Origin of the sequence: Flavobacterium aquatile LMG 4008 = ATCC 11947 (assembly GCF_000757385.1) — a bacterium.
In the GTDB taxonomy this organism is placed as follows: Bacteria; Bacteroidota; Bacteroidia; order Flavobacteriales; family Flavobacteriaceae; genus Flavobacterium; species Flavobacterium aquatile.
Genome location: NZ_JRHH01000001.1, coordinates 451,820 through 469,965, shown reverse-complemented (window position 1 = coordinate 469,965; position 18,146 = coordinate 451,820). Strand labels below are relative to the sequence as shown.

The following is an 18,146-nucleotide window of genomic DNA, read 5'->3' as shown; positions in this document are numbered from 1 at the left end:
ATATTTAATGATGGTGATTATAAAATTTCTGTAAAAGATACAGATAAAGTCAAATACATTATTTTAAATTAAATAAGCTATATAAAATCGAATCTTTTAATCATGCAAGACATTCACAATTTATATCTCGAATTGCAATTAGAATTAGTAAAGAATTTTATTGCATACATACCAACTGTTTTATCAGAAAATGGTTTGTTAGAGGAGATTGCAAGTGAAATAAAAGCATTGCATTACATTGAAACAAATTTAAGTCATAAAGACAAATTGCTATTATTCGATTCAGATATAAATTTGATAGTTTCTCCAAATTTTGAAGAATTAAAACCATTTTATGCAAAAAACATAGAACTTCAAAAAAACAACTTTAAACTTATTGAGTTAAGTAAAACTTTATCGGATGAAAGTTTTGATTATTTGTATCATAATTATTTGAATAAGTTAAATGGATATATCAATGCAAGTGGTTTTTTAGTAGATAATTTTGAAAGTAATTGTCCACAAGATTTACAACCTAAAAGAACATTATTTGTGATTCAAAATGAATTGTTTATTAATCACTTAAATGAATTGCAAAAAACAATTGACTTTATTTACAATTATGATCTTGATGAAAATTCTTTAGAAAACAATATTCCTGAGACCAACAAAGAAAACTCAACGGAATTAAATAATATAAAAACTAAAAAATCTCCTCTATCAAAAAAAGATGCTTTGGATTATTTACTTGCAAGCGTTTTTAAAGCGAAAAAATAATTTGATTGCAATTAGCTTGCAATTATTATTTGTTTTTTATTGCACAACTAATCTTCATTTTAAGCTTATACTTTAATATAAAATAACACTTTTAAGAGGTATTGCAATTTTTCATGCAAGCAATATTTAAATTGCAATCAATTTTGAAACGATAATTGCAATTAGGTTAAAAGTGAAATATACTTCTAAAATGAAAAAATAGAAATGAGTTTAAAAATGAATTGAATACTATTTTTTCAAAACATATATTGCAATATACATATATTAATTACTCATTTTAAATGAAAAAGCTGAAAAAATGTGCTACGATAGTATTTTACAGCTGTGACGGGAGTACAATGTTCACCGAAGTTCACGAATGTTCACGAAAGTTCACAAATGTTTACAAATGTTCACCGAAGTTCACACAAGCTAACAAATCTTCACAAATAAAGTATAGAAAAATTAATATTTGTGAATCCTTTTTTAATACTCAAAGGATTTACAATTATGATTGCAGAAAACATTTATACAATTGCAATGCATCTTCCTGAAAAGGAACTTGAAAGGCTGTATATTATGTTAGGCAAAAAAACAAAGCAATTTCCAAAAAAGAAAAAATCAAAACAATCTTCAATAACAAAAGATGAAGCCTTGCAATATTTACTTGCAACAGTTTTTAAGGTAAAAAAGTGAGTTTAATAAATTCTTAAAATGTATAAAATCCCAAAAATATAATTATACATAAATCTCTATAAAGTTATTGTGATACAAACTTTTATATACTTTGGCATGGTTAATATTTTCAAAAAGTACTTAATCGAGTTTAATTGTCATTCATAGATTAATTAAAATAGTGCATCCCATATGGATTAAATTTGTTATTGAACATTTTAATATCTAAACAAAATAAATATGGCCAGATGTACAGCACCGATTAACGGGCACAGAACTTCAGCAGCAGAAGCAGCTTGTCCTGCATGTAGTAGTAGAAATTACAGATCATATTATAGTGAACCACGATACACTCCAACATATTCTAGTGGTAGTTCGACAAGCAGAAGTAGCGGTGGATCGAGTAGAACATCAAAACCTAGATGGTCAAGACAAAATTCAGTAATTTATTATACACCTGCAGAAATACAAACATTAACTCCAGTCCGTGAAAATGTAGAAAAGCGTTCAACAACTCCAGATTTACGTGATGTATTTTTATGTCACGCTTGGGACGATAGAAAAGAATCAGCCAAAGAACTACATGATTTACTGGAAAAAAACGGCGTATCGGTTTGGTTTAGCGAAAAAGATGTTTTGTTAGGAACTTCATTGCTCCGCGAAATTGACAAAGGACTTGCCAAATCAAGAGTAGGAATTGTATTAGTAACCCCAGCATTATTAAAACGTTTGGCAAGTGAGGGTATTGCAGATAAAGAACTTTCTGCTCTTTTACACCGTGATATGTTAGTGCCAATAGTTCACAATACAACTTATGACGAATTACGTGATGTTAGTCCATTACTTGGATCACGAAGCGGACTAAATACTGCTGATGATTCAATGGCTGGAATTGCAGCAAAATTAGCAGAACTTACAAACTTAGATGTTGCTATTTGCTAAATAAAATATTAAATAATAACCCTTAATACTTATAACTATGTCAAATTTAAAACCAGGACCAAAAAGAATTGCTGAATCAACAGGGAAACCGGATAGACGTCAACATGACAATAAAGACACTCCGGGCAACACTCCATCTTTAAAGCCTAAAGGAGCACCAAGAAAATAATTTTTAATATACTCAAGAGGCAGGACTAACCTTGCTTCTTGAGTAATTTTTGTCTTAAAATATATTCGATGAGAAAAAACGAAATTATTTATTTATTATTGGGAATTGTTCTACTATTTACTTCTGTATATTTATTTACAAGACCAGCAATATTCTCAGATTTTGATTTAACAAAAACTGGTCCCATTGGAGATACAATTGGAGGAATAACCGCACCTTTAATAAATTTAATTGGGGCCTATTTAGTTTATATTTCGTTTAAGGCGCAAGTCTCAGCAAATAAAATTCAGTTAGATACTTTAAGCACAGAAAGAATTAGGTATGAACGAGAAAATAATTTTCAAATGCAAGTTAATCACTTCAATGAAATTAAAAATGCGGTTAATAATTTAGAGTTCATAATAGACTCTAAAACAATTTACGACTTTAGCGGAGAAAGAACTTATCGTGATCCTGTTAATTATAAAGGCATTAATGCCTTAAATGAATTTACTAAAAGATTAAATAGATATAATTTCCGTGATGAAATTTATGATTTATACGGAATGTTGTTAAATTTTGAATTTATCCTATTAACAATCAATGAATTATTAGAAAATGTTGATAGACAGATACTTTTCGTAGAAGATAAAAAATATTTTTTTAAAAATATTAATATTTATTTTGATTCATTTATTTTACCATTTGCTATAACAATATCTAAATCAGATCGACTTGAAAATTATGATATAGATAAAATTGAAAACTTAACAAATTTAGTAGCAAGTAAAGTTTTAAAATTTAAAAAACAAATTGAGGATCAAAAAAGAGAAAATCAAAACAATCTTCATTAACAAAAGAATAAGCTTTGCAATATTTACTTGTAACAGTTTTTAAGGCAAAAAAGTGAGTTTAATAATTAACAATTCAAGTATTCACAACTATTTTCTCGTTCACAAATATCATTTTTTAATTACTGTGAATCTCAGAAATAATTACTTGCAAGTATATTACTAAAAACCATTGCAATACCTAAATGCAATGGTTTTAAAAATCTATTTTAGTTTTACTTTCAGAATAAAAAAGTCTTTAAATAATCATCCCCAAAAGTAAATTCTTATAATGCAATTTAAAATTGAAAAGTTACGAGTAAAGCAATTGTTTTTTGGGTTTAATCGATTAAGATGTGTCCGTAAGAATAGATTTTTTCTTTCTATGTTATAAGTTTCATATTGTTTAAATTAGAGAATTCTATGATAAATAAGAGATTTGTATATCATTAACTTTTTTACACTAACGCATGATTTCTAAAATTTTGTTCGTTTTAAGACATTATCAAATGTAAAAAAGACAAACTACACAGCTTGCCTTTTACTTTTAAATTTAATTTATTTATTATTTTTCAAATAGTAAAATGATGTAATATTGTCCATCACTAACTTTGATACATTAACCAAATGCAAATGAATTAGTTGATTTCATAAATCTATTATCATCAAATTGAAATTATATGATTCATTATCAATATTACTTTATGCATATTATAGAAAAATAACAACTATAGCTTTTTGAAAAATAGAGAAATGATCTGGATCTAGTTCCTATAATGTTGCTGAAATCTTATATTTCTTTATTAATTAAACTTTCTTTTTTATTCATACGCCTTTTCAAGTATTGGCGTCTGCTCATAAAGGTAAAATTTTGATATCTTTCCGTTTTCAACTTTAAAATGAATGGCAATGTACATTAAAAAATCTTTATCACTATTTTTAAACCGCCTACCCAATTGAGCAAAAATTGCGGCTTCATTTCCATCAATAATAAAACTATCCAGTAGGAATTTATCTTTGTTCTCAACGAAATAAGAGAATAAGGTTTTGAAAACCACTGCGACATCCGAACGCTTAGTACGCCTTCCTGTCCATGGAAATTTGGGAGATTCAAAAATGTACCAATCAATGTTTTCCGCAAAACAAGAAGCTATTTTTTCAGGATCCTTATTACCTAATTGCTCCAAAAAAGTTTCTACTACTCTTTTAGTTCGTAAGTCCTCATCATCCATTACCTCCTTAGATTGCGCATTCGCAAAGCTACTAAGATATAAGAGAGCAAACAAGAGAGTGATTTTATTCATCTTTAATGTTTTAACATTTGTCTAGCATACTGAATACCTATACCATATGCACCACCATATTGCTGCATTAAATCATTGACGGCTTTATAGGTTTCTTGACGTGCCCAATCGCGTTGCAGTTCAAGTATATATTGCATTGATGTCATTGGCTTTGCTCCAGCTTGAATCATTCTTTGCACGGCCATTTCATGGGCTTCTTTAGATACATCACCACAAGCGTCGGTAATGATATAAACTTCATAACCTTCAGAAAGAGCTGAAAGTACAGGGCCAACTATGCAAACGCTAGTCCATAAACCTGCCATTACAATACGTTTCTTTCCTTTTCCCGTAATAGCTTTGTAAGCATTCATGTCTTCCCATGTGTTCATTGTAGTCCTGTCAACATACGTTGAAATGTCGGGATAAAACTGAGTTACCTCGGGAAATACAGGGCCACTAAATGATTTTTCTGCTACAGTTGTTACAACTGTTGGTATTTTGAAGATTTTAGAAGCTCCTGAAATAATAGCAACATTAGTTCGCAGCTGATCAATTGGTATACTTGCTGTTGCAAAACCCATTTGGCCTTCATAATCAATTAATAAAAGTGAGTGATTTGTCGGATTTAAAAGTGATGGTGATGGCTTTTGTGCGACTACTGCAGACGTGATTAGTAGTATTACCAGTAATAATTTGTAATTTTTCATAATGTTTACTTTTTTAGATTAATATTATTTTTGTTATCATTTGCAATCTATCTTAAAAATGAAGCTGGACGGTAACTCCTGTAAAAAAAATATCCTTGCCTGTTCCCGACGCTTTGAGATAATCGCCAGCTTCAAACCAAGTAGCTTCAACCCTGAAATAAAGATATTGGTTGGGTTGCCACACTATTTCACTACCTAACTGGTTTCCTATTTTTTTGCTTTCTGTTGTATTGCTTGGATAAACTAGTGAAACATTTGGCGCATATATTCCGTCGCTACTGCTGTATCTCCAAAACATATCATAATCAATTACCCAGTCAACTTTTTCTGAAAGTTCAAAACTAAGCGAAGGATGAAAATCAATAAGGTTAGAAGGTCCGACTACAGCTGCCAAACCAAAATAAGCACCTCGAGGAAAAAAAGGATTAAAGGTTTCCAGCTGGTTATCGTTTAGTTGACGATCACCACTGATGAGTTCACCTTTCAGCCCTATCTCAGGATGAAATTTCATGTTTGTAAAACGATAGCCAGTATTCAATGAAGCTGTCCAAGCATTTATCTGTTTTCCGGATATATTACCAAACTGGTAAACAGCTTCTCCATCGTAACGCCAATTCTTTGATTTTCCCCATATTCTTGTTCCTACAGATTGTCGATTTTCTTTTCCTGTTGCATCATTAAATGCAGCTTCGGCTGTTTCATAACCCAAATAATAGACATCTATATTTTTAATTATCGGTATTTTATTAAATACAAAATAACTTCCCCAAAATTGTCTTTCATTATTTGATTCGTCGTCAAAAGTTCCATTGCGAGCCACAACATAATGACTATAAAATAATTCGGTTGTAAAACTATCTTTAGCTACAATTGCTTTTACTCCATCAAAAGATTGTCGGTTATTAGGACCTTCCCTAACTGAAACCAAACGTTGTGACCCGTAAGTAAGTTCCTGTCTTCCTACTCTTAAAATAAGTCTTTTACTTTCCTCATCTATTATCTTGAAATCAGCGAATGCTTGATGTATTTCAAGTGGATTTTGCTCCACAGGATTCGGATCAATTCTTCCGTCAGCCATACTGCTTTGCAATTGTACAAAAGTTCGGAAGTGCTTTCCAGAATGGAAATCGGCATGAAATAAATATCTTCCTAAAACATAACCATCATTATCTTGCAGGCCATCTCCCCAATTTTCATTTTTAGCATAGAAGTATTGAAACCTTATATCCCCACCAAAACTGATATAGGTCTTTTTCGAAGAAGAAATGGGTAGAAATTTCATTGTTTTGTACCAATCCTTGCTCACGGTATCATTCTCTAAAACACTATAATTTTCATCAAATCGAATCGATTTAAAAACTGGATAGCGTTGTGCAAATCCTGATATTGAAAACATCAAAACGAGTAATAGTATCTTGTTTTTCATAAATCAATTTTTAAGCATTACTAGTTGATTTACCTTTTATTTAGCTCTGTTTTGTTTGATATCCTTGTAGGCATTCGGAACATTGAAATTAAAATGCAGCCAATCGAAAAGTTCGTAACCCTTGTTAAATTCCTTCATCTTTACAGTGGCTTTAGTTTCGTCTAAAGTGAGTCCTTCTTTTACTGCTTTTTCAACATTGATTTGCAAAGCTGTTACATAATCGATCGTATATTTTATTCCTGCTTTATTGGTAATGCGTCCATGACCAGGAACGACAATATCTTGATCTGAAATCATATTATAAATTTTGTTCAAATTTTGAACTGGTTCTAAAAAATACCCGTCAAACAACCATGGAATCGTTGGGCTTTCTGCAATAAAAGGATTTCCCGCCCACAATACATTTCCCGAAGCCGATTTTAGATAGACAAAAAGATCTGCTGGAGATTGTGCCGTTCCTACATTTATTACTTCAACAATATTTTCTTTTCCCATATCAATTTTTAGCGTTTGATCTATAGTAATAGTGATGTCGGCAGGACGATAAATACTTTCTTCGATCCCTCTTCCTTTACCAAAAAGCTTAATCATAAACTGTTTAATATTCTCGTAATTTTTAGAAAGATTGTCTTTACAGAATTCGTTCTGAATAACAATTGTTTCTTTTGGAAGCAAATAGTTTCCAAAACAATGATCGCCGTGATCGCTCGTATTGATGGCATAAATTATAGGTTTTGGTGTTACGGATCGTATCAATTTATAAAGCTGATCGTAGAGGCCTTTGCTCAGCATCGTTTCAATTAGTAAAACCCCTTTATCGCCCACAATAAAACCTGCAGAGGTGGCTTGAGGAATTCCTTTTGTGGTTTCGGTTTCAGTTGTACTTGGAGAAACAGCATATACATTATCCGAAATTTTATGCAATTGTAAAGTCACTTTGTTAGCATCCCAAATTGGCACGTGGTCGGGCATGGGAAACTGTGCGTATGCTCCCGTATTAAACACCATACAAAATGTGAGTACTGCAAATGCTGAAATTATTTTTTGACTTTTCATAATCTAAATTTTATAGTTTATCGTTTATTTATTTTAAAGTTTTGGACTGTAGCCGCCAAAATATTTTACTGGTGACCATTCCGGAATTACCGGAGCGATTGCAGGATCCAATGATTTAAAATCTCTAGCTCCATAAACAACTTTTCCGTTTACAATTGTCAAATCCGATTCGATATTGCGTACTTTATCGGCTGGTACTGTAAAATAATCTTCTGATAAAATAGAGAAATCGGCATACATTCCTTTTATTAATTTTCCTTTTTCAGCTTCTTCGCCAGAAAACCAAGCACTTCCTGAAGTGTATAATTTTAATGCCGTAAACTTGTCCAAAACCTGATCTTTTGGCCAGAACTGCATTCCTCCTAAAGTTTTTCCTGTAATGAGCCAATGCAACGCCATCCAAGGATTGTAAGTTGAAATACGGGTAGCATCAGTTCCCATTCCGACAGGGATTCCCATTTCCAGCATCTTTTTAATCGGAGGCAATTGTGTTTTTGGAGCGCCATACATTTTTTCATATAATTCTCCTTGAAAGTACATCCTGAATTGTACCGCTATTCCGCCATTCAACGCTTTTACGCGTTCTAATTCCTGAGGCGTAATGGTTTCGGCATGATCAAAAAGCCATCGAAGTCCATTAAAAGGAATTTCTTTGTTTACTTTCTCAAAAACATTCAGCATTCTGTCAATTGATTCTCCATAAGTAGCATGCAATCGAAACGGCCATCTGTTTTTAACAAGCAAGCGAATAATGGGTTCCAAGTCTTTTTCCATTTCATCTGACAACACAATTCTTGGTTCCAGAAAATTTTCAAAATCTGCCGCAGAGGCCACTATGTTTTCCCCAGCACCTTCTTCAGTATATCCGTTCGCTGTCAAAAGATTATCGTTTTTATTAATAACTGTTTCGGCAACCCATTTTTCATAATCCTGAAGTTCCCTTCCTTTTTGCTGTGCAAACAAATAGTACGAGATTCTCAGATTCAGTTTTCCTTGTTTGGCTAAATCCATTGATGTGGCATAATCTGATGGAAAGTTTTGAGAACCTCCCGCTGCATCGATTACAGATGTTAAACCAAAGCGATTGAGTTCACGATTAAACTGAAGCGAACTATTAATTCTCTCTTCGGGAGTTAATTTTGTGGTTAATCCTAAAGTTGTGTAAATTGCTTTTGGAGTTTCTTTCGCAAACATTAATCCTGTTAGATTACCGTTTTTATCTTGTTCCAAAACACTCCCTTCATAATGTGTGTCTTTGGTGTAACCTAAAACTTCAATTCCTTTTTTGTTCAAAAAAGCTTTTCCGTATAAATAAGTTATAAAAACAGGTTTGTCCGGAACTGCGGCGTTTATTTCATCAATAGTCGGTTGTCTTTTTTCTTCAAAACCAAATTCATTCCACCCTCCAATTACTTTAATCCAAACTCCCGGTGGTGTCCTGGCTGCTTGTTCTTTTAACATTTCCATGGCTCTTTTCAAGGTTTTTACACCGTCCCACCGTAATTCTGCATTATAATTTAACCCTTCCCTAATTACATGAATATGACTGTCATTTAGACCTGGAATAACTGTTTTCCCTTTTGCATCAATAATTTTAGTTGCAGTAGTTTTATAACTTTCTAAAATGTTTTTTGATGTTCCTGTAGCTAGGATAATTCCATCTTTTGCCGCCAGCGCCTGAACAAATTCTCCAGGTTTTTGCATGGTTGCAATTTTTCCGTTGTAAATAATCAGATCTGCTTTTTCCTGAGACTGTGCAAACAGCCCAAAGAAAAATAATAGAGTTACAAATAGTTGTTTCATTTTTTCAAATTTAATTGGTCTGTTTTTTTTTACTAATAATTTATTTTGAAAGGAAAAATGCCAGCAAATCTTTTTGTACCTGAGCGGTATTTTCTTGAACAAGCCAGTGTCCTGATCCCGCAATTTTTGATTCGGTTACATTTTCGGCAACCAATTTAGAATGGTCTTTTAAGAATGCAGCAGCAAAATATTCTCCACCCATTGCCAACAAAGGCATCTTAAGTTTTGTTTTTGCTAAAACCAGATTGTCTTTTCCATCTTGTGGAAAAGCTCCAAACCATTTAAAGCTTGATTTAGCACCATCTTTAACAGCATAAGCTCTTACAAATTCTGCAGTTTCATCGGCATTAAAAGGATCTTTAGCATGTCCTACCATTGGCCAGAAATTAACTAAGAACTCTTTTTCTTTTCCTTTAACAATATCTCCGGAAGCTGGCCATGCGAAGAAGCCAAACCACCATGCGGAGGCAGAAACATTAGACCATACAGGCTCAATTCCGGGAAGAAGAGCATCCATTAAAGCTAATTTTTTGACTTCAGTTGGATATTGAGCAGCATACGCATAAGCAACCATCAATCCGATGTCATGTCCAGCAAGGTTGATATCGTTGTATCCTAATTTTTTTACCAGTTCATGAATATCTGTGGCCATTGTTTTTTTATCATAACCTGTTTCAGGTTTATCTGATTCACCAACTCCTCTAAGATCTGGCGCGATCACAGTAAAATGTTTGGAAAGTTCTGGAAGCAGACGGTTCCACATGTACCAGTTTTGACCAAATCCATGGACTAGCACAAGCGGTTCTCCTTTACCGCCGATAACGTAATGAATGTTTACGCCATTTACAAATGCAGTTGCATGTTTAAAATTCGATGGTGGATTTGCTGGTTCCACTTCATTGGTTTCGATTTTTGCTTCAGATGTTGTTTCTGTCACAGACGCTTCTTCTGTTTTTTTATTACAAGAAATTAAAGTCAATAGTAATAGTCCAAAGGTAAAAAGCTGAGCTGCTCCATTTTTGAAGTTTAAAAATGCTGTGTTTACTAAATTTGTTTTCATAATTAAAATTTTAATTGGTTACTAAAAATTGGTTTTTATAATTTTATGCGGGCAGCTTTCCTATCCAGTCCTCTATAAAAACTGCAATTTCCTGCCAGCCAGGCTGATTTAAAACAAAATGATTTCTTTCAGGAAAAACCTTGAAATTGGTAATAGAATTTTTGTCTGTATATTTTTTGTAATTAGAGTAATTCAACGATTCTGGAATAGTGTTATCAGTTGATCCTGCAATTAATAACAATGGCCTATGCGGAGCTCGAAAATCTACTTTTGCAGCTGATGTGATTGTATCACGAACAATTAATTTAGATTCTGGAACAACAGAGTCACAATACGATTTGTCCTGCCATTCTTCGGGCATTCCGTTAGTAAACGCATACTGCCATTGACTGAAATTCATTAAAAAAGTTTTTTTTGAAGAAGTAAAAAAACCAAGAGGTCCCCAGCCAGCTTTTAAAAAAGAAAATTTAAAAGTCATAATTCCCTGCGGAGGAACCGAATGTATCGCAATTGCGGCCGATGCCAAATTACGCTGTAAAAGTATTTGGGCTATAAGCCCGCCAATAGAATGACCAATTATTATAGGTTTTTGAGGAAGCTTTTTGGAAACGTCATTAAAGTAGTCGGTAAGTTGAGTTAACCTAAGACTAGCAATTTGCGGATCTGGATGACGATCACGTAAAACGGCTGCCGGAGCATCTTTATACGGCCATGCAGGAGCCAAAGTTTTGAAGCCTTTATTTTCGAAAAAGACTATCCATTGATCCCAGCATTTATTGCTTACAAATGCACCTGTAATAAAAAGTATTGTTGTAGGATTTTCAGTTAGCATAATATATATTTTAATGTTATGCCAAAGTGTAAACTAAAATCGAACCATTTTTATAAATAACTGTTTTACAGTTTCTTAAACTTAATGCTTGATTATTGACCTACTATATTTCGTCGTACAACGAAAATAAAACAACTTTATATCGTTCTAATAATTGTGAAATGTAAAATGAGAAACGTGAGATAGGAAAAGTAAAATATGATATTTAGAAATTAATTTAGGAAATATAAAGCATACTTCGTATCGCTAATAACGATTCAAAATTTACAATTCATAATTAAAAGTGACTTCTCTTAATACCTAATTTTTGCATTCTTGAAGCTAATGTAGTTGGAGGAAGTCCCAATATCTCTGATGCTCCGCCGCTTCCTCTGATTCTTCCGTTGCATTTTGCTAAAACATTGATGATATGTTCTCTTTCGTTTTCCTGAATAGTTTTAAAATACCATTCATTTGACATATTGTTTATTTTAGTTTCTTCAAAAGCAGGTAGGGGAATATGCTCAATAATATCAGCCTTTGCCAAAAGAATACTTCTTTCAATAAGATTCTCAAGCTCACGGATATTACCGGGCCATTGATACGATAGTAGACTTTTTAAAGCGCTTTCCGATATTTCCCTCACATTTTTCCCAGTTTTAGAACTATAAACAGCAATAAAATGTCTGGCTAGAAGTCCAATATCTTCTTTACGCTCTCTCAATGGTGGCAATTGAATAGGAAATACATTTAATCTATAATATAAATCAAGTCTGAATCGCCCATCGGCAACTTCTTTTTCAAGATTTTTATTGGTAGCTGCTATAATTCGAACATTTACTTTTATCGAAAGATTTCCTCCCACACGTTCAATTTCTTTTTCCTGAATCGCCCGTAACAGTTTTGCCTGCATTTCTAATGGCATATCACCAATTTCATCGAGAAATAAAGTTCCGTTATCTGCTTGTTCAAATTTTCCAATTCGTTTTTCTGACGCTCCAGTAAAGGATCCTTTTTCGTGACCAAATAACTCAGATTCAATAAGGCTTGGAGGTAAAGCCGAACAATTAATTTTTACAAACGGCTGATTTTTTCTATTTGAAAGTTGCTGGATACTATGAGCAATACTTTCTTTTCCTGTACCGCTTTCTCCTGTAATTAAAACAGTGGTATCAGCAGGAGCAACTTGCATGATATTATCAAATAACCTCAGTAGTATTGGACTTTTACCTACGATTGATTCAAAGCCTGAAACTTTTACACTTTTATCCGCAGTATGGTTTACGGAAGAAATATTTTTTAGCTTTAATTTTTTATCATGACTGATTAAATTTTCAATCGCATAAATTAAAGGTTCCTGAAGTCTTTCGCAAAGCGTTAAATGATTTTTGTTGTAATTATTAGATTGTCTACTGTAAAAAGATAAATAGAGTCCTCCGTTTTCATGCAGTGATAAGGGAATAGGAAGCATGAGATTTGACTTCATATTCATTGAATTGGCAATCAATTTTTTGATAGGAGTTTTATCGCATATTTTTATAAAATCCTGATCATTATAGAAAGCCATTTCGTTTTCAACTTTACTTTTGTTTCGTAAATCATTTATTTCAGATTCTTTTAACCCTGTTATAATCTGCAATTCCTCAATTCCTATTCTTTGGTATTCGTGTAAACCCGTTCTTGTATATCCTATAACTCTGCTGGATAATTTATTTTCTATATAAAAAACTGCCATTACAAGATCATAAGAAATAAGAGATTGTAAGGAGGTAATAATATTAAAAACCCTACTATCCCAGCTACCGCTTTCTTTTACTATTGTTTTTAATTGTTTCTGAAATAAAAGCTCTTTTCTAATAGACGATTCTATTCCATGTTCCTGATGATATTGGGCAATTTCAATTGTTATTAATAAATCTTTTTCTCTAAAAGGTTTCACCAAAAAGCCGTGAGGATGTGTCAATTTAGCTTTACTGAGAACTTCTTCGTTAGAATTAGCAGAAAGATAAATAAAAGGGATATTATCTTCTTTGAGTATTTCGGCAAGATCAATTCCGGTTTCTTTACCCGAAAGAAAAATATCAAGGAGAACCAATTCTGGTTTTTGCTTTGCAATATAATATTTTGCATCGGTTACTGATCGCGCCATTCCAGTAACAGAATGCCCTGCTTTTTTCAGCATCAACCGTAAATGATTTGCCTCAACAAACTGATCTTCAACAATTAGTATTTTTAGTGGTTTTATCATTATGTAGCATTAAAATTAATGAAGGTTATTTTCCTTAAAAGTAAATTCCAAAGTAATTTTGGCACCATTTTCATTAGAGATTTGAAACTTTCCATTAATATCGTCAGAAAGTCCATATAATAGTTTCATACCTAATGAGGGATTGTCACAAGGATCAAAATCAGCAGAAAATCCTACACCATTATCATGAATAATTAAAAAAAAGTTTTGTTTATCACTTGTTTTAAGTGATATATTAATTATTCCGTTTTTATTATTTGGAAACGCATATTTGATAGCATTCGTAACCGCTTCGTTGAAAATCAATCCAATAGGAATTGAGTGTGATAAAGGCAGCGCAAAACTGTCTATATCCATTATAAATCGGATTCTATTTCTGATTTCGAATGAATCCTTTAAATATTCTGCTAATTCAAATATATACGATGGCATATCAATTATAGATAAATTCTCTGATTGATATAATTTCTGATGAATTAATGACATAGCATGAATTCTATTCTGACCGACACTAATTGCCTGAATTGCCTCTTCATTTTTTAAAAATTCTAACTGGCTAGCTAGTAGCCCCACTATCATGTGCAGATTATTTTTTACTCTGTGATGAATTTCACGCAAAAGCCATTCTTTTTCAATTAACATATTTTGGAGTGTCTCATTTTTTTGATTGATATCCTCTTGCTGCGTTTCGAGTATCTTATTTGTTATGTTCTTGAACCTATAACTTTTGTAAAGTAGAACAATAATTATAAGTAATAGCAACATAAAAGTCAAGATCGATTTACGTAAAAACACCTCATTTTTAAGTTTGCTTTGATCAGTAAGGGTTTTATTTTTAAGTTCGATAATGGCCTTGCTCCTTTTTTCTGCTTCATAAATAATATTCAGCCTAGATGAGATTGGATAAATTTCCTCTTCTTTGAGATTTGCTGCTCTATAAAAAAAAATTGCTTTTTTTAGAAAGTTTAGAGAAGAATTAAAATTTGAGATTGAAAAATACAGTTCACTGATTTCACCATAGCAGTCACCAGCTCTTTTAGTATTTCCAGATTTTTCAAATAGAGATGCGGCTTTAAAAATTGGCTCAAATCGCTCTGCAAATGGTGCATGAGTGCGCATTTTTGCTGACCAAACCATTACCCAGGCTTCTGCTAAATCATTTGTTTGGTTTGTTTTACTTAATTCTTCTATTGCTTTTCTGGCGTTGACTTCTATCATTGGATTGTTATTTCTCAACTCTTCCACCATAGAAATTTGTAGATAACATTTACCCGAATAAATATTAGAATGAAGGGCTTTGCTTATCCGAAGAGCTTCTTGAGCATATTGTAATGCTTTTTCCAATGTTAAAGGGTTATGATAAGAGATTTCATACCAATCACTTACTTTCAATAAAGTCTTTATTTTATCAACTCCTTGTAATTCTCTTAGAGAACTTTCGTCTTTTCTTACCTCTGCCTCAGTATACAAAGGTATTTGGGCATTTATACTAAATGAATTAACCCCTAGCAGGATAACGATAACGTAGTTTTTACAGGCAGAAGGTTTCATCTATCAATTATAATAGTTAAAATACTTAATACAAAGTTATTGATAAATTACAGTAAAATAATAATGAAAATTTATTTTTTGAAGCCAACGATATTTCGTTCTTTTTTGTCGGTATTTTATTTTTGAGAACTCTATTTCTGTGGAATCTATAGAGCAAAACATTTCAAGAAATAAATTCTAATCTTAATTGTTTTCAAAATGATTTAAACAATTTTATTTGACATTTTTTTCCTAAACTTAATACATAATAAAAACCACCCATAAAAATGAGCGGTTTACTATTTTAGTATTTAGAATATTATAACACAGATAACAAAACCTTCAGCACATCTTCAAAAACCTGTTGTGGAGTTCCAACTGATCGAGCCAAAACTCGTATCCCAGAATAATTATTAAACAGAAAACGGGATAATAATCTTGGATCAGTTGATGATGAAATTTGATTTAATTCCTGCCCTCTTTTAACAGCTAGAAGAAAAACCTCTTCCATCATTTGTCTATTTTCATTAACTACATTTGCAATTTCATCATCATGAAGCGCCAACTCAACGGTGCTATTGACCATAAAGCATCCTTTTGTGATTTTATCTTCAAAACTTTCAATTATCGCTTGTGCAAAAATTTCTTTAATTGTTTCTTTGATATTATTAGAATTTTGCAAGACCTTGCTTACATCGTCAAATGATTTTTTTTGATATCGTTTTAATGCTTTAATAAATAAGGAATGTTTATCTCCAAATGTATCATAAAGACTAGATCTGCTTAAACCTAAATATGTTACTAAATCTTGTGCTGAAGTACCATTATATCCTTTATTCCAGAAAATTTCTATTGCTTTATCAAGTGCGTCATCTTCATTGAATACTCTTAATCTTGCCATATAACATCATTTATATCATTATTTGCAAAGATACTTAATTCAGTACTTTTTTTCGTACTTTACTCTAAAGTTAAACAACGGCGTTCACCGTAAGTCCACCATCAACAACAATTTCAGTTCCAGTAATGAATGAAGAGTCATCAGATGCTAAAAAAGTAATAGTTTTTGCAATTTCAGACGCTTGTCCAAAACGTTTCAATAAAATTTTATCTCCTAAAACTGAACCAAATCCTTCAACTTCTTCTTGACTCAATCCTAATTTACCATAAAGTGGTGTTTCAACTGGACCAGGAGAAATTGCATTAACTCTAATTTTTCTTGGAGCAAGTTCAGTAGCAAATACTCTATTAAAAGATAATACAGCACCTTTACTAGCAGCATAAACACTAGAATTTGGCATTCCGATATTTGCATTAATAGAAGTGTTAAAAATGATTGAACCACCATCATTTAAAATTGGAAGTAATTTTTGAACTGTAAAATATACCCCTTTTACATTTACATCCATGATGCTATCATAATGATCTTCTGAAGCAAGTTCTAGTGGAGCAAAAGATGCAATACCTGCATTAAGGAAGATAATATCGATTTTACCAAATTTGCCAGCTACTTCACTTACTAAATTATCTATTGATTTTAAATCAGCTTGATCAGCAACAATTCCAGTTACATTTAATTCATTTTCAGCTTTTACTAATGCTTCTTTATTTCTACCAGTGACAATTACTTTTGCACCTTGTGCTACTAAATCTGCAGCAGCTGCATACCCAATTCCACTATTTCCCCCAGTTACTAGGGCTACTTTGTTTGTTAATTTTGACATCTTATTTAAATTTTAAATTATTACTTATTATTATTTTTATTTAATTATTTTTTATCTGTGAAGAAATCTAACAATCCTTGTTGAACTGCAGTAGTATTCTCTTGAACCACCCAGTGACCAGAATTAGGAATGTTTGTTTCGTAAACATTATTAGCAACTAACTTAGTATGCTCTTTTAAAAATGCTGCAGCAAAATACTGACCTCCCATAGTTAAAATTGGCATATTAAGTTTTGTTTTCATAAATTCAACATTGTCAATTCCATCTTGTTTGAATGCACCAAACCAATGAAAACTTCCTGTTGTTGCTCCTTTAACGGCATATGCACGAATAAATTCAGCTGTTTCTTCTTTTGTGAATGAATCTTTTGCGAAAGCAACTTGAGGCCAGAAGTTGGTCAAAAATTCTTTTTCTTTACCAGCAACGATATCTCCAGAAGCTGACCATCCAAAAAATCCAAACCACCACGCTGAAGCCGAAACTTGAGACCAAACTGGCTCAATTCCTGGAAGCAAAGCATCCATTAAAGCCAGTTTTTTAACTTCAGATGGAAATTGTGCAGCATAAGCATAAGCAACCATTAACCCAATATCATGTCCGGCAAGGTTGATTTTATTGTATCCTAATTTTTTTACTAACTCATGGATATCAATAGCCATAGTTTTTTTGTCATATCCAGTAGCTGGTTTATCCGATTCTCCAACTCCTCTTAAATCTGGAGCGATTACAGTAAAATGTTTAGATAATTCAGGTAATAATCTGTTCCACATGTACCAGTTTTGGCCAAAACCATGAACCAATACTAATGGTTCTCCTTTTCCTCCTATTACGTAATGAATGTTTACACCATTTACATTTGCAGTTGCGTGTTTAAAGTTTATTGGAGGATTAGCAGCTTTTACATTTTGACCCTGAGCTTCAGATGTAACTCCTAATAAAATTGCTATTGAAAGCAATGCGATTTTTTTAATTAATTTTTTCATTATTGTTTTTGTTAAATTTTACACTGCAAAGATATAATAACGGAACGTTCGTTCCGTTATTTATTTGGTTAAACTTTTGTTAATGATAAAACATTAAAAAAAACATATTAAAGTCTAAAATATTTAGGCTATTTGAAATAATTATTTTAAAAGCTAATGATGTAAAAGTTGTTATTTTTTAG

At 32.1% G+C, this 18,146-nt stretch carries 17 protein-coding genes; 4 read left to right on the top strand and 13 right to left on the bottom strand.

Annotated elements, in window-relative coordinates; all coding sequences use genetic code 11:
• Nucleotides 1-102: 102 nt before the first annotated feature.
• The 4 genes from LG45_RS02055 to LG45_RS02040 all read left to right on the top strand — a co-directional run bounded on the left by LG45_RS02055 (nucleotide 103) and on the right by LG45_RS02040 (nucleotide 3,354).
• Nucleotides 103-756, top strand: coding sequence for a hypothetical protein (locus tag LG45_RS02055; RefSeq protein WP_035123915.1), 654 nt, complete (start codon nucleotides 103-105; stop codon nucleotides 754-756).
• A 489-nt stretch (nucleotides 757-1,245) separates the two neighbouring features.
• Nucleotides 1,246-1,431, top strand: coding sequence for a hypothetical protein (locus tag LG45_RS02050; protein WP_035123913.1), 186 nt, complete (start codon nucleotides 1,246-1,248; stop codon nucleotides 1,429-1,431).
• 219 nt (nucleotides 1,432-1,650) lie between these two features.
• Entirely contained in the window at nucleotides 1,651-2,352 is a 702-nt protein-coding gene (locus LG45_RS02045) for a toll/interleukin-1 receptor domain-containing protein (RefSeq protein ID WP_035123911.1), read from the top strand.
• Nucleotides 2,353-2,589: 237 nt separating this feature from the next.
• Nucleotides 2,590-3,354, top strand: coding sequence for a hypothetical protein (locus LG45_RS02040; protein WP_035123909.1), 765 nt, complete (start codon nucleotides 2,590-2,592; stop codon nucleotides 3,352-3,354).
• Nucleotides 3,355-3,597: 243 nt separating this feature from the next.
• Here the strand turns inward: LG45_RS02040 and LG45_RS16715 are convergent, their stop codons facing one another.
• The 13 genes from LG45_RS16715 to LG45_RS01980 form a co-directional block, all read right to left on the bottom strand.
• Nucleotides 3,598-3,717, bottom strand: a complete 120-nt coding sequence (locus LG45_RS16715) for a hypothetical protein (RefSeq protein WP_081932024.1) — start codon at nucleotides 3,715-3,717, stop codon at nucleotides 3,598-3,600.
• A 434-nt stretch (nucleotides 3,718-4,151) separates the two neighbouring features.
• Nucleotides 4,152-4,634: a nuclear transport factor 2 family protein gene (locus tag LG45_RS02035; protein ID WP_081932015.1), complete on the bottom strand. Its 483-nt coding sequence runs from the start codon at nucleotides 4,632-4,634 to the stop codon at nucleotides 4,152-4,154.
• Nucleotides 4,635-4,636: 2 nt separating this feature from the next.
• A complete protein-coding gene (locus tag LG45_RS02030; protein WP_035123905.1) occupies nucleotides 4,637-5,323 on the bottom strand; it encodes a hydrolase in 687 nt (228 codons plus the stop codon).
• Nucleotides 5,324-5,375: 52 nt separating this feature from the next.
• Entirely contained in the window at nucleotides 5,376-6,749 is a 1,374-nt protein-coding gene (locus LG45_RS02025; protein WP_035123903.1) for an alginate export family protein, read from the bottom strand.
• A gap of 36 nt (nucleotides 6,750-6,785) precedes the next feature.
• Entirely contained in the window at nucleotides 6,786-7,805 is a 1,020-nt protein-coding gene (locus LG45_RS02020) for an MBL fold metallo-hydrolase (RefSeq protein ID WP_035123900.1), read from the bottom strand.
• Between the two features lie 33 nt (nucleotides 7,806-7,838).
• Nucleotides 7,839-9,608, bottom strand: coding sequence for an amidohydrolase (locus LG45_RS02015; RefSeq protein ID WP_035123899.1), 1,770 nt, complete (start codon nucleotides 9,606-9,608; stop codon nucleotides 7,839-7,841).
• 40 nt (nucleotides 9,609-9,648) lie between these two features.
• Nucleotides 9,649-10,668, bottom strand: a complete 1,020-nt coding sequence (locus LG45_RS02010) for an alpha/beta fold hydrolase (RefSeq protein WP_081932014.1) — start codon at nucleotides 10,666-10,668, stop codon at nucleotides 9,649-9,651.
• A 43-nt stretch (nucleotides 10,669-10,711) separates the two neighbouring features.
• Entirely contained in the window at nucleotides 10,712-11,500 is a 789-nt protein-coding gene (locus tag LG45_RS02005) for an alpha/beta hydrolase (RefSeq protein WP_035123897.1), read from the bottom strand.
• 277 nt (nucleotides 11,501-11,777) lie between these two features.
• A complete protein-coding gene (locus tag LG45_RS02000; RefSeq protein ID WP_035123895.1) occupies nucleotides 11,778-13,727 on the bottom strand; it encodes a sigma 54-interacting response regulator in 1,950 nt (649 codons plus the stop codon).
• A gap of 15 nt (nucleotides 13,728-13,742) precedes the next feature.
• The gene (locus LG45_RS15970) at nucleotides 13,743-15,278 is read right to left on the bottom strand and encodes a sensor histidine kinase (protein WP_052087445.1); all 1,536 of its coding nucleotides are present in this window, start codon (nucleotides 15,276-15,278) and stop codon (nucleotides 13,743-13,745) included.
• A gap of 298 nt (nucleotides 15,279-15,576) precedes the next feature.
• Nucleotides 15,577-16,158, bottom strand: coding sequence for a TetR/AcrR family transcriptional regulator (locus tag LG45_RS01990; protein ID WP_035123893.1), 582 nt, complete (start codon nucleotides 16,156-16,158; stop codon nucleotides 15,577-15,579).
• 70 nt (nucleotides 16,159-16,228) lie between these two features.
• A complete protein-coding gene (locus LG45_RS01985) occupies nucleotides 16,229-16,981 on the bottom strand; it encodes a glucose 1-dehydrogenase (RefSeq protein WP_035123891.1) in 753 nt (250 codons plus the stop codon).
• A gap of 44 nt (nucleotides 16,982-17,025) precedes the next feature.
• Complete coding sequence (locus LG45_RS01980; RefSeq protein WP_035123890.1) at nucleotides 17,026-17,964, bottom strand: alpha/beta fold hydrolase; 939 nt, start codon at nucleotides 17,962-17,964, stop codon at nucleotides 17,026-17,028.
• Between the last annotated feature and the right edge of the window lie 182 nt (nucleotides 17,965-18,146).

What these genes read in the sequence shown, in the direction of transcription:
- LG45_RS02005 (WP_035123897.1), bottom strand. Translation starts at nt 11,500, where the DNA reads ATGCTAACTGAAAATCCTACAACAATACTTTTTATTACAGGTGCATTT.
- LG45_RS01990 (WP_035123893.1), bottom strand. Translation starts at nt 16,158, where the DNA reads ATGGCAAGATTAAGAGTATTCAATGAAGATGACGCACTTGATAAAGCA.
- LG45_RS02030 (WP_035123905.1), bottom strand. Translation starts at nt 5,323, where the DNA reads ATGAAAAATTACAAATTATTACTGGTAATACTACTAATCACGTCTGCA.
- LG45_RS01985 (WP_035123891.1), bottom strand. Translation starts at nt 16,981, where the DNA reads ATGTCAAAATTAACAAACAAAGTAGCCCTAGTAACTGGGGGAAATAGT.
- LG45_RS02040 (WP_035123909.1), top strand. Translation starts at nt 2,590, where the DNA reads ATGAGAAAAAACGAAATTATTTATTTATTATTGGGAATTGTTCTACTA.
- LG45_RS02035 (WP_081932015.1), bottom strand. Translation starts at nt 4,634, where the DNA reads ATGAATAAAATCACTCTCTTGTTTGCTCTCTTATATCTTAGTAGCTTT.
- LG45_RS15970 (WP_052087445.1), bottom strand. Translation starts at nt 15,278, where the DNA reads ATGAAACCTTCTGCCTGTAAAAACTACGTTATCGTTATCCTGCTAGGG.
- LG45_RS02000 (WP_035123895.1), bottom strand. Translation starts at nt 13,727, where the DNA reads ATGATAAAACCACTAAAAATACTAATTGTTGAAGATCAGTTTGTTGAG.
- LG45_RS02015 (WP_035123899.1), bottom strand. Translation starts at nt 9,608, where the DNA reads ATGAAACAACTATTTGTAACTCTATTATTTTTCTTTGGGCTGTTTGCA.
- LG45_RS02045 (WP_035123911.1), top strand. Translation starts at nt 1,651, where the DNA reads ATGGCCAGATGTACAGCACCGATTAACGGGCACAGAACTTCAGCAGCA.
- LG45_RS01980 (WP_035123890.1), bottom strand. Translation starts at nt 17,964, where the DNA reads ATGAAAAAATTAATTAAAAAAATCGCATTGCTTTCAATAGCAATTTTA.
- LG45_RS02025 (WP_035123903.1), bottom strand. Translation starts at nt 6,749, where the DNA reads ATGAAAAACAAGATACTATTACTCGTTTTGATGTTTTCAATATCAGGA.
- LG45_RS02010 (WP_081932014.1), bottom strand. Translation starts at nt 10,668, where the DNA reads ATGAAAACAAATTTAGTAAACACAGCATTTTTAAACTTCAAAAATGGA.
- LG45_RS02050 (WP_035123913.1), top strand. Translation starts at nt 1,246, where the DNA reads ATGATTGCAGAAAACATTTATACAATTGCAATGCATCTTCCTGAAAAG.
- LG45_RS02020 (WP_035123900.1), bottom strand. Translation starts at nt 7,805, where the DNA reads ATGAAAAGTCAAAAAATAATTTCAGCATTTGCAGTACTCACATTTTGT.
- LG45_RS02055 (WP_035123915.1), top strand. Translation starts at nt 103, where the DNA reads ATGCAAGACATTCACAATTTATATCTCGAATTGCAATTAGAATTAGTA.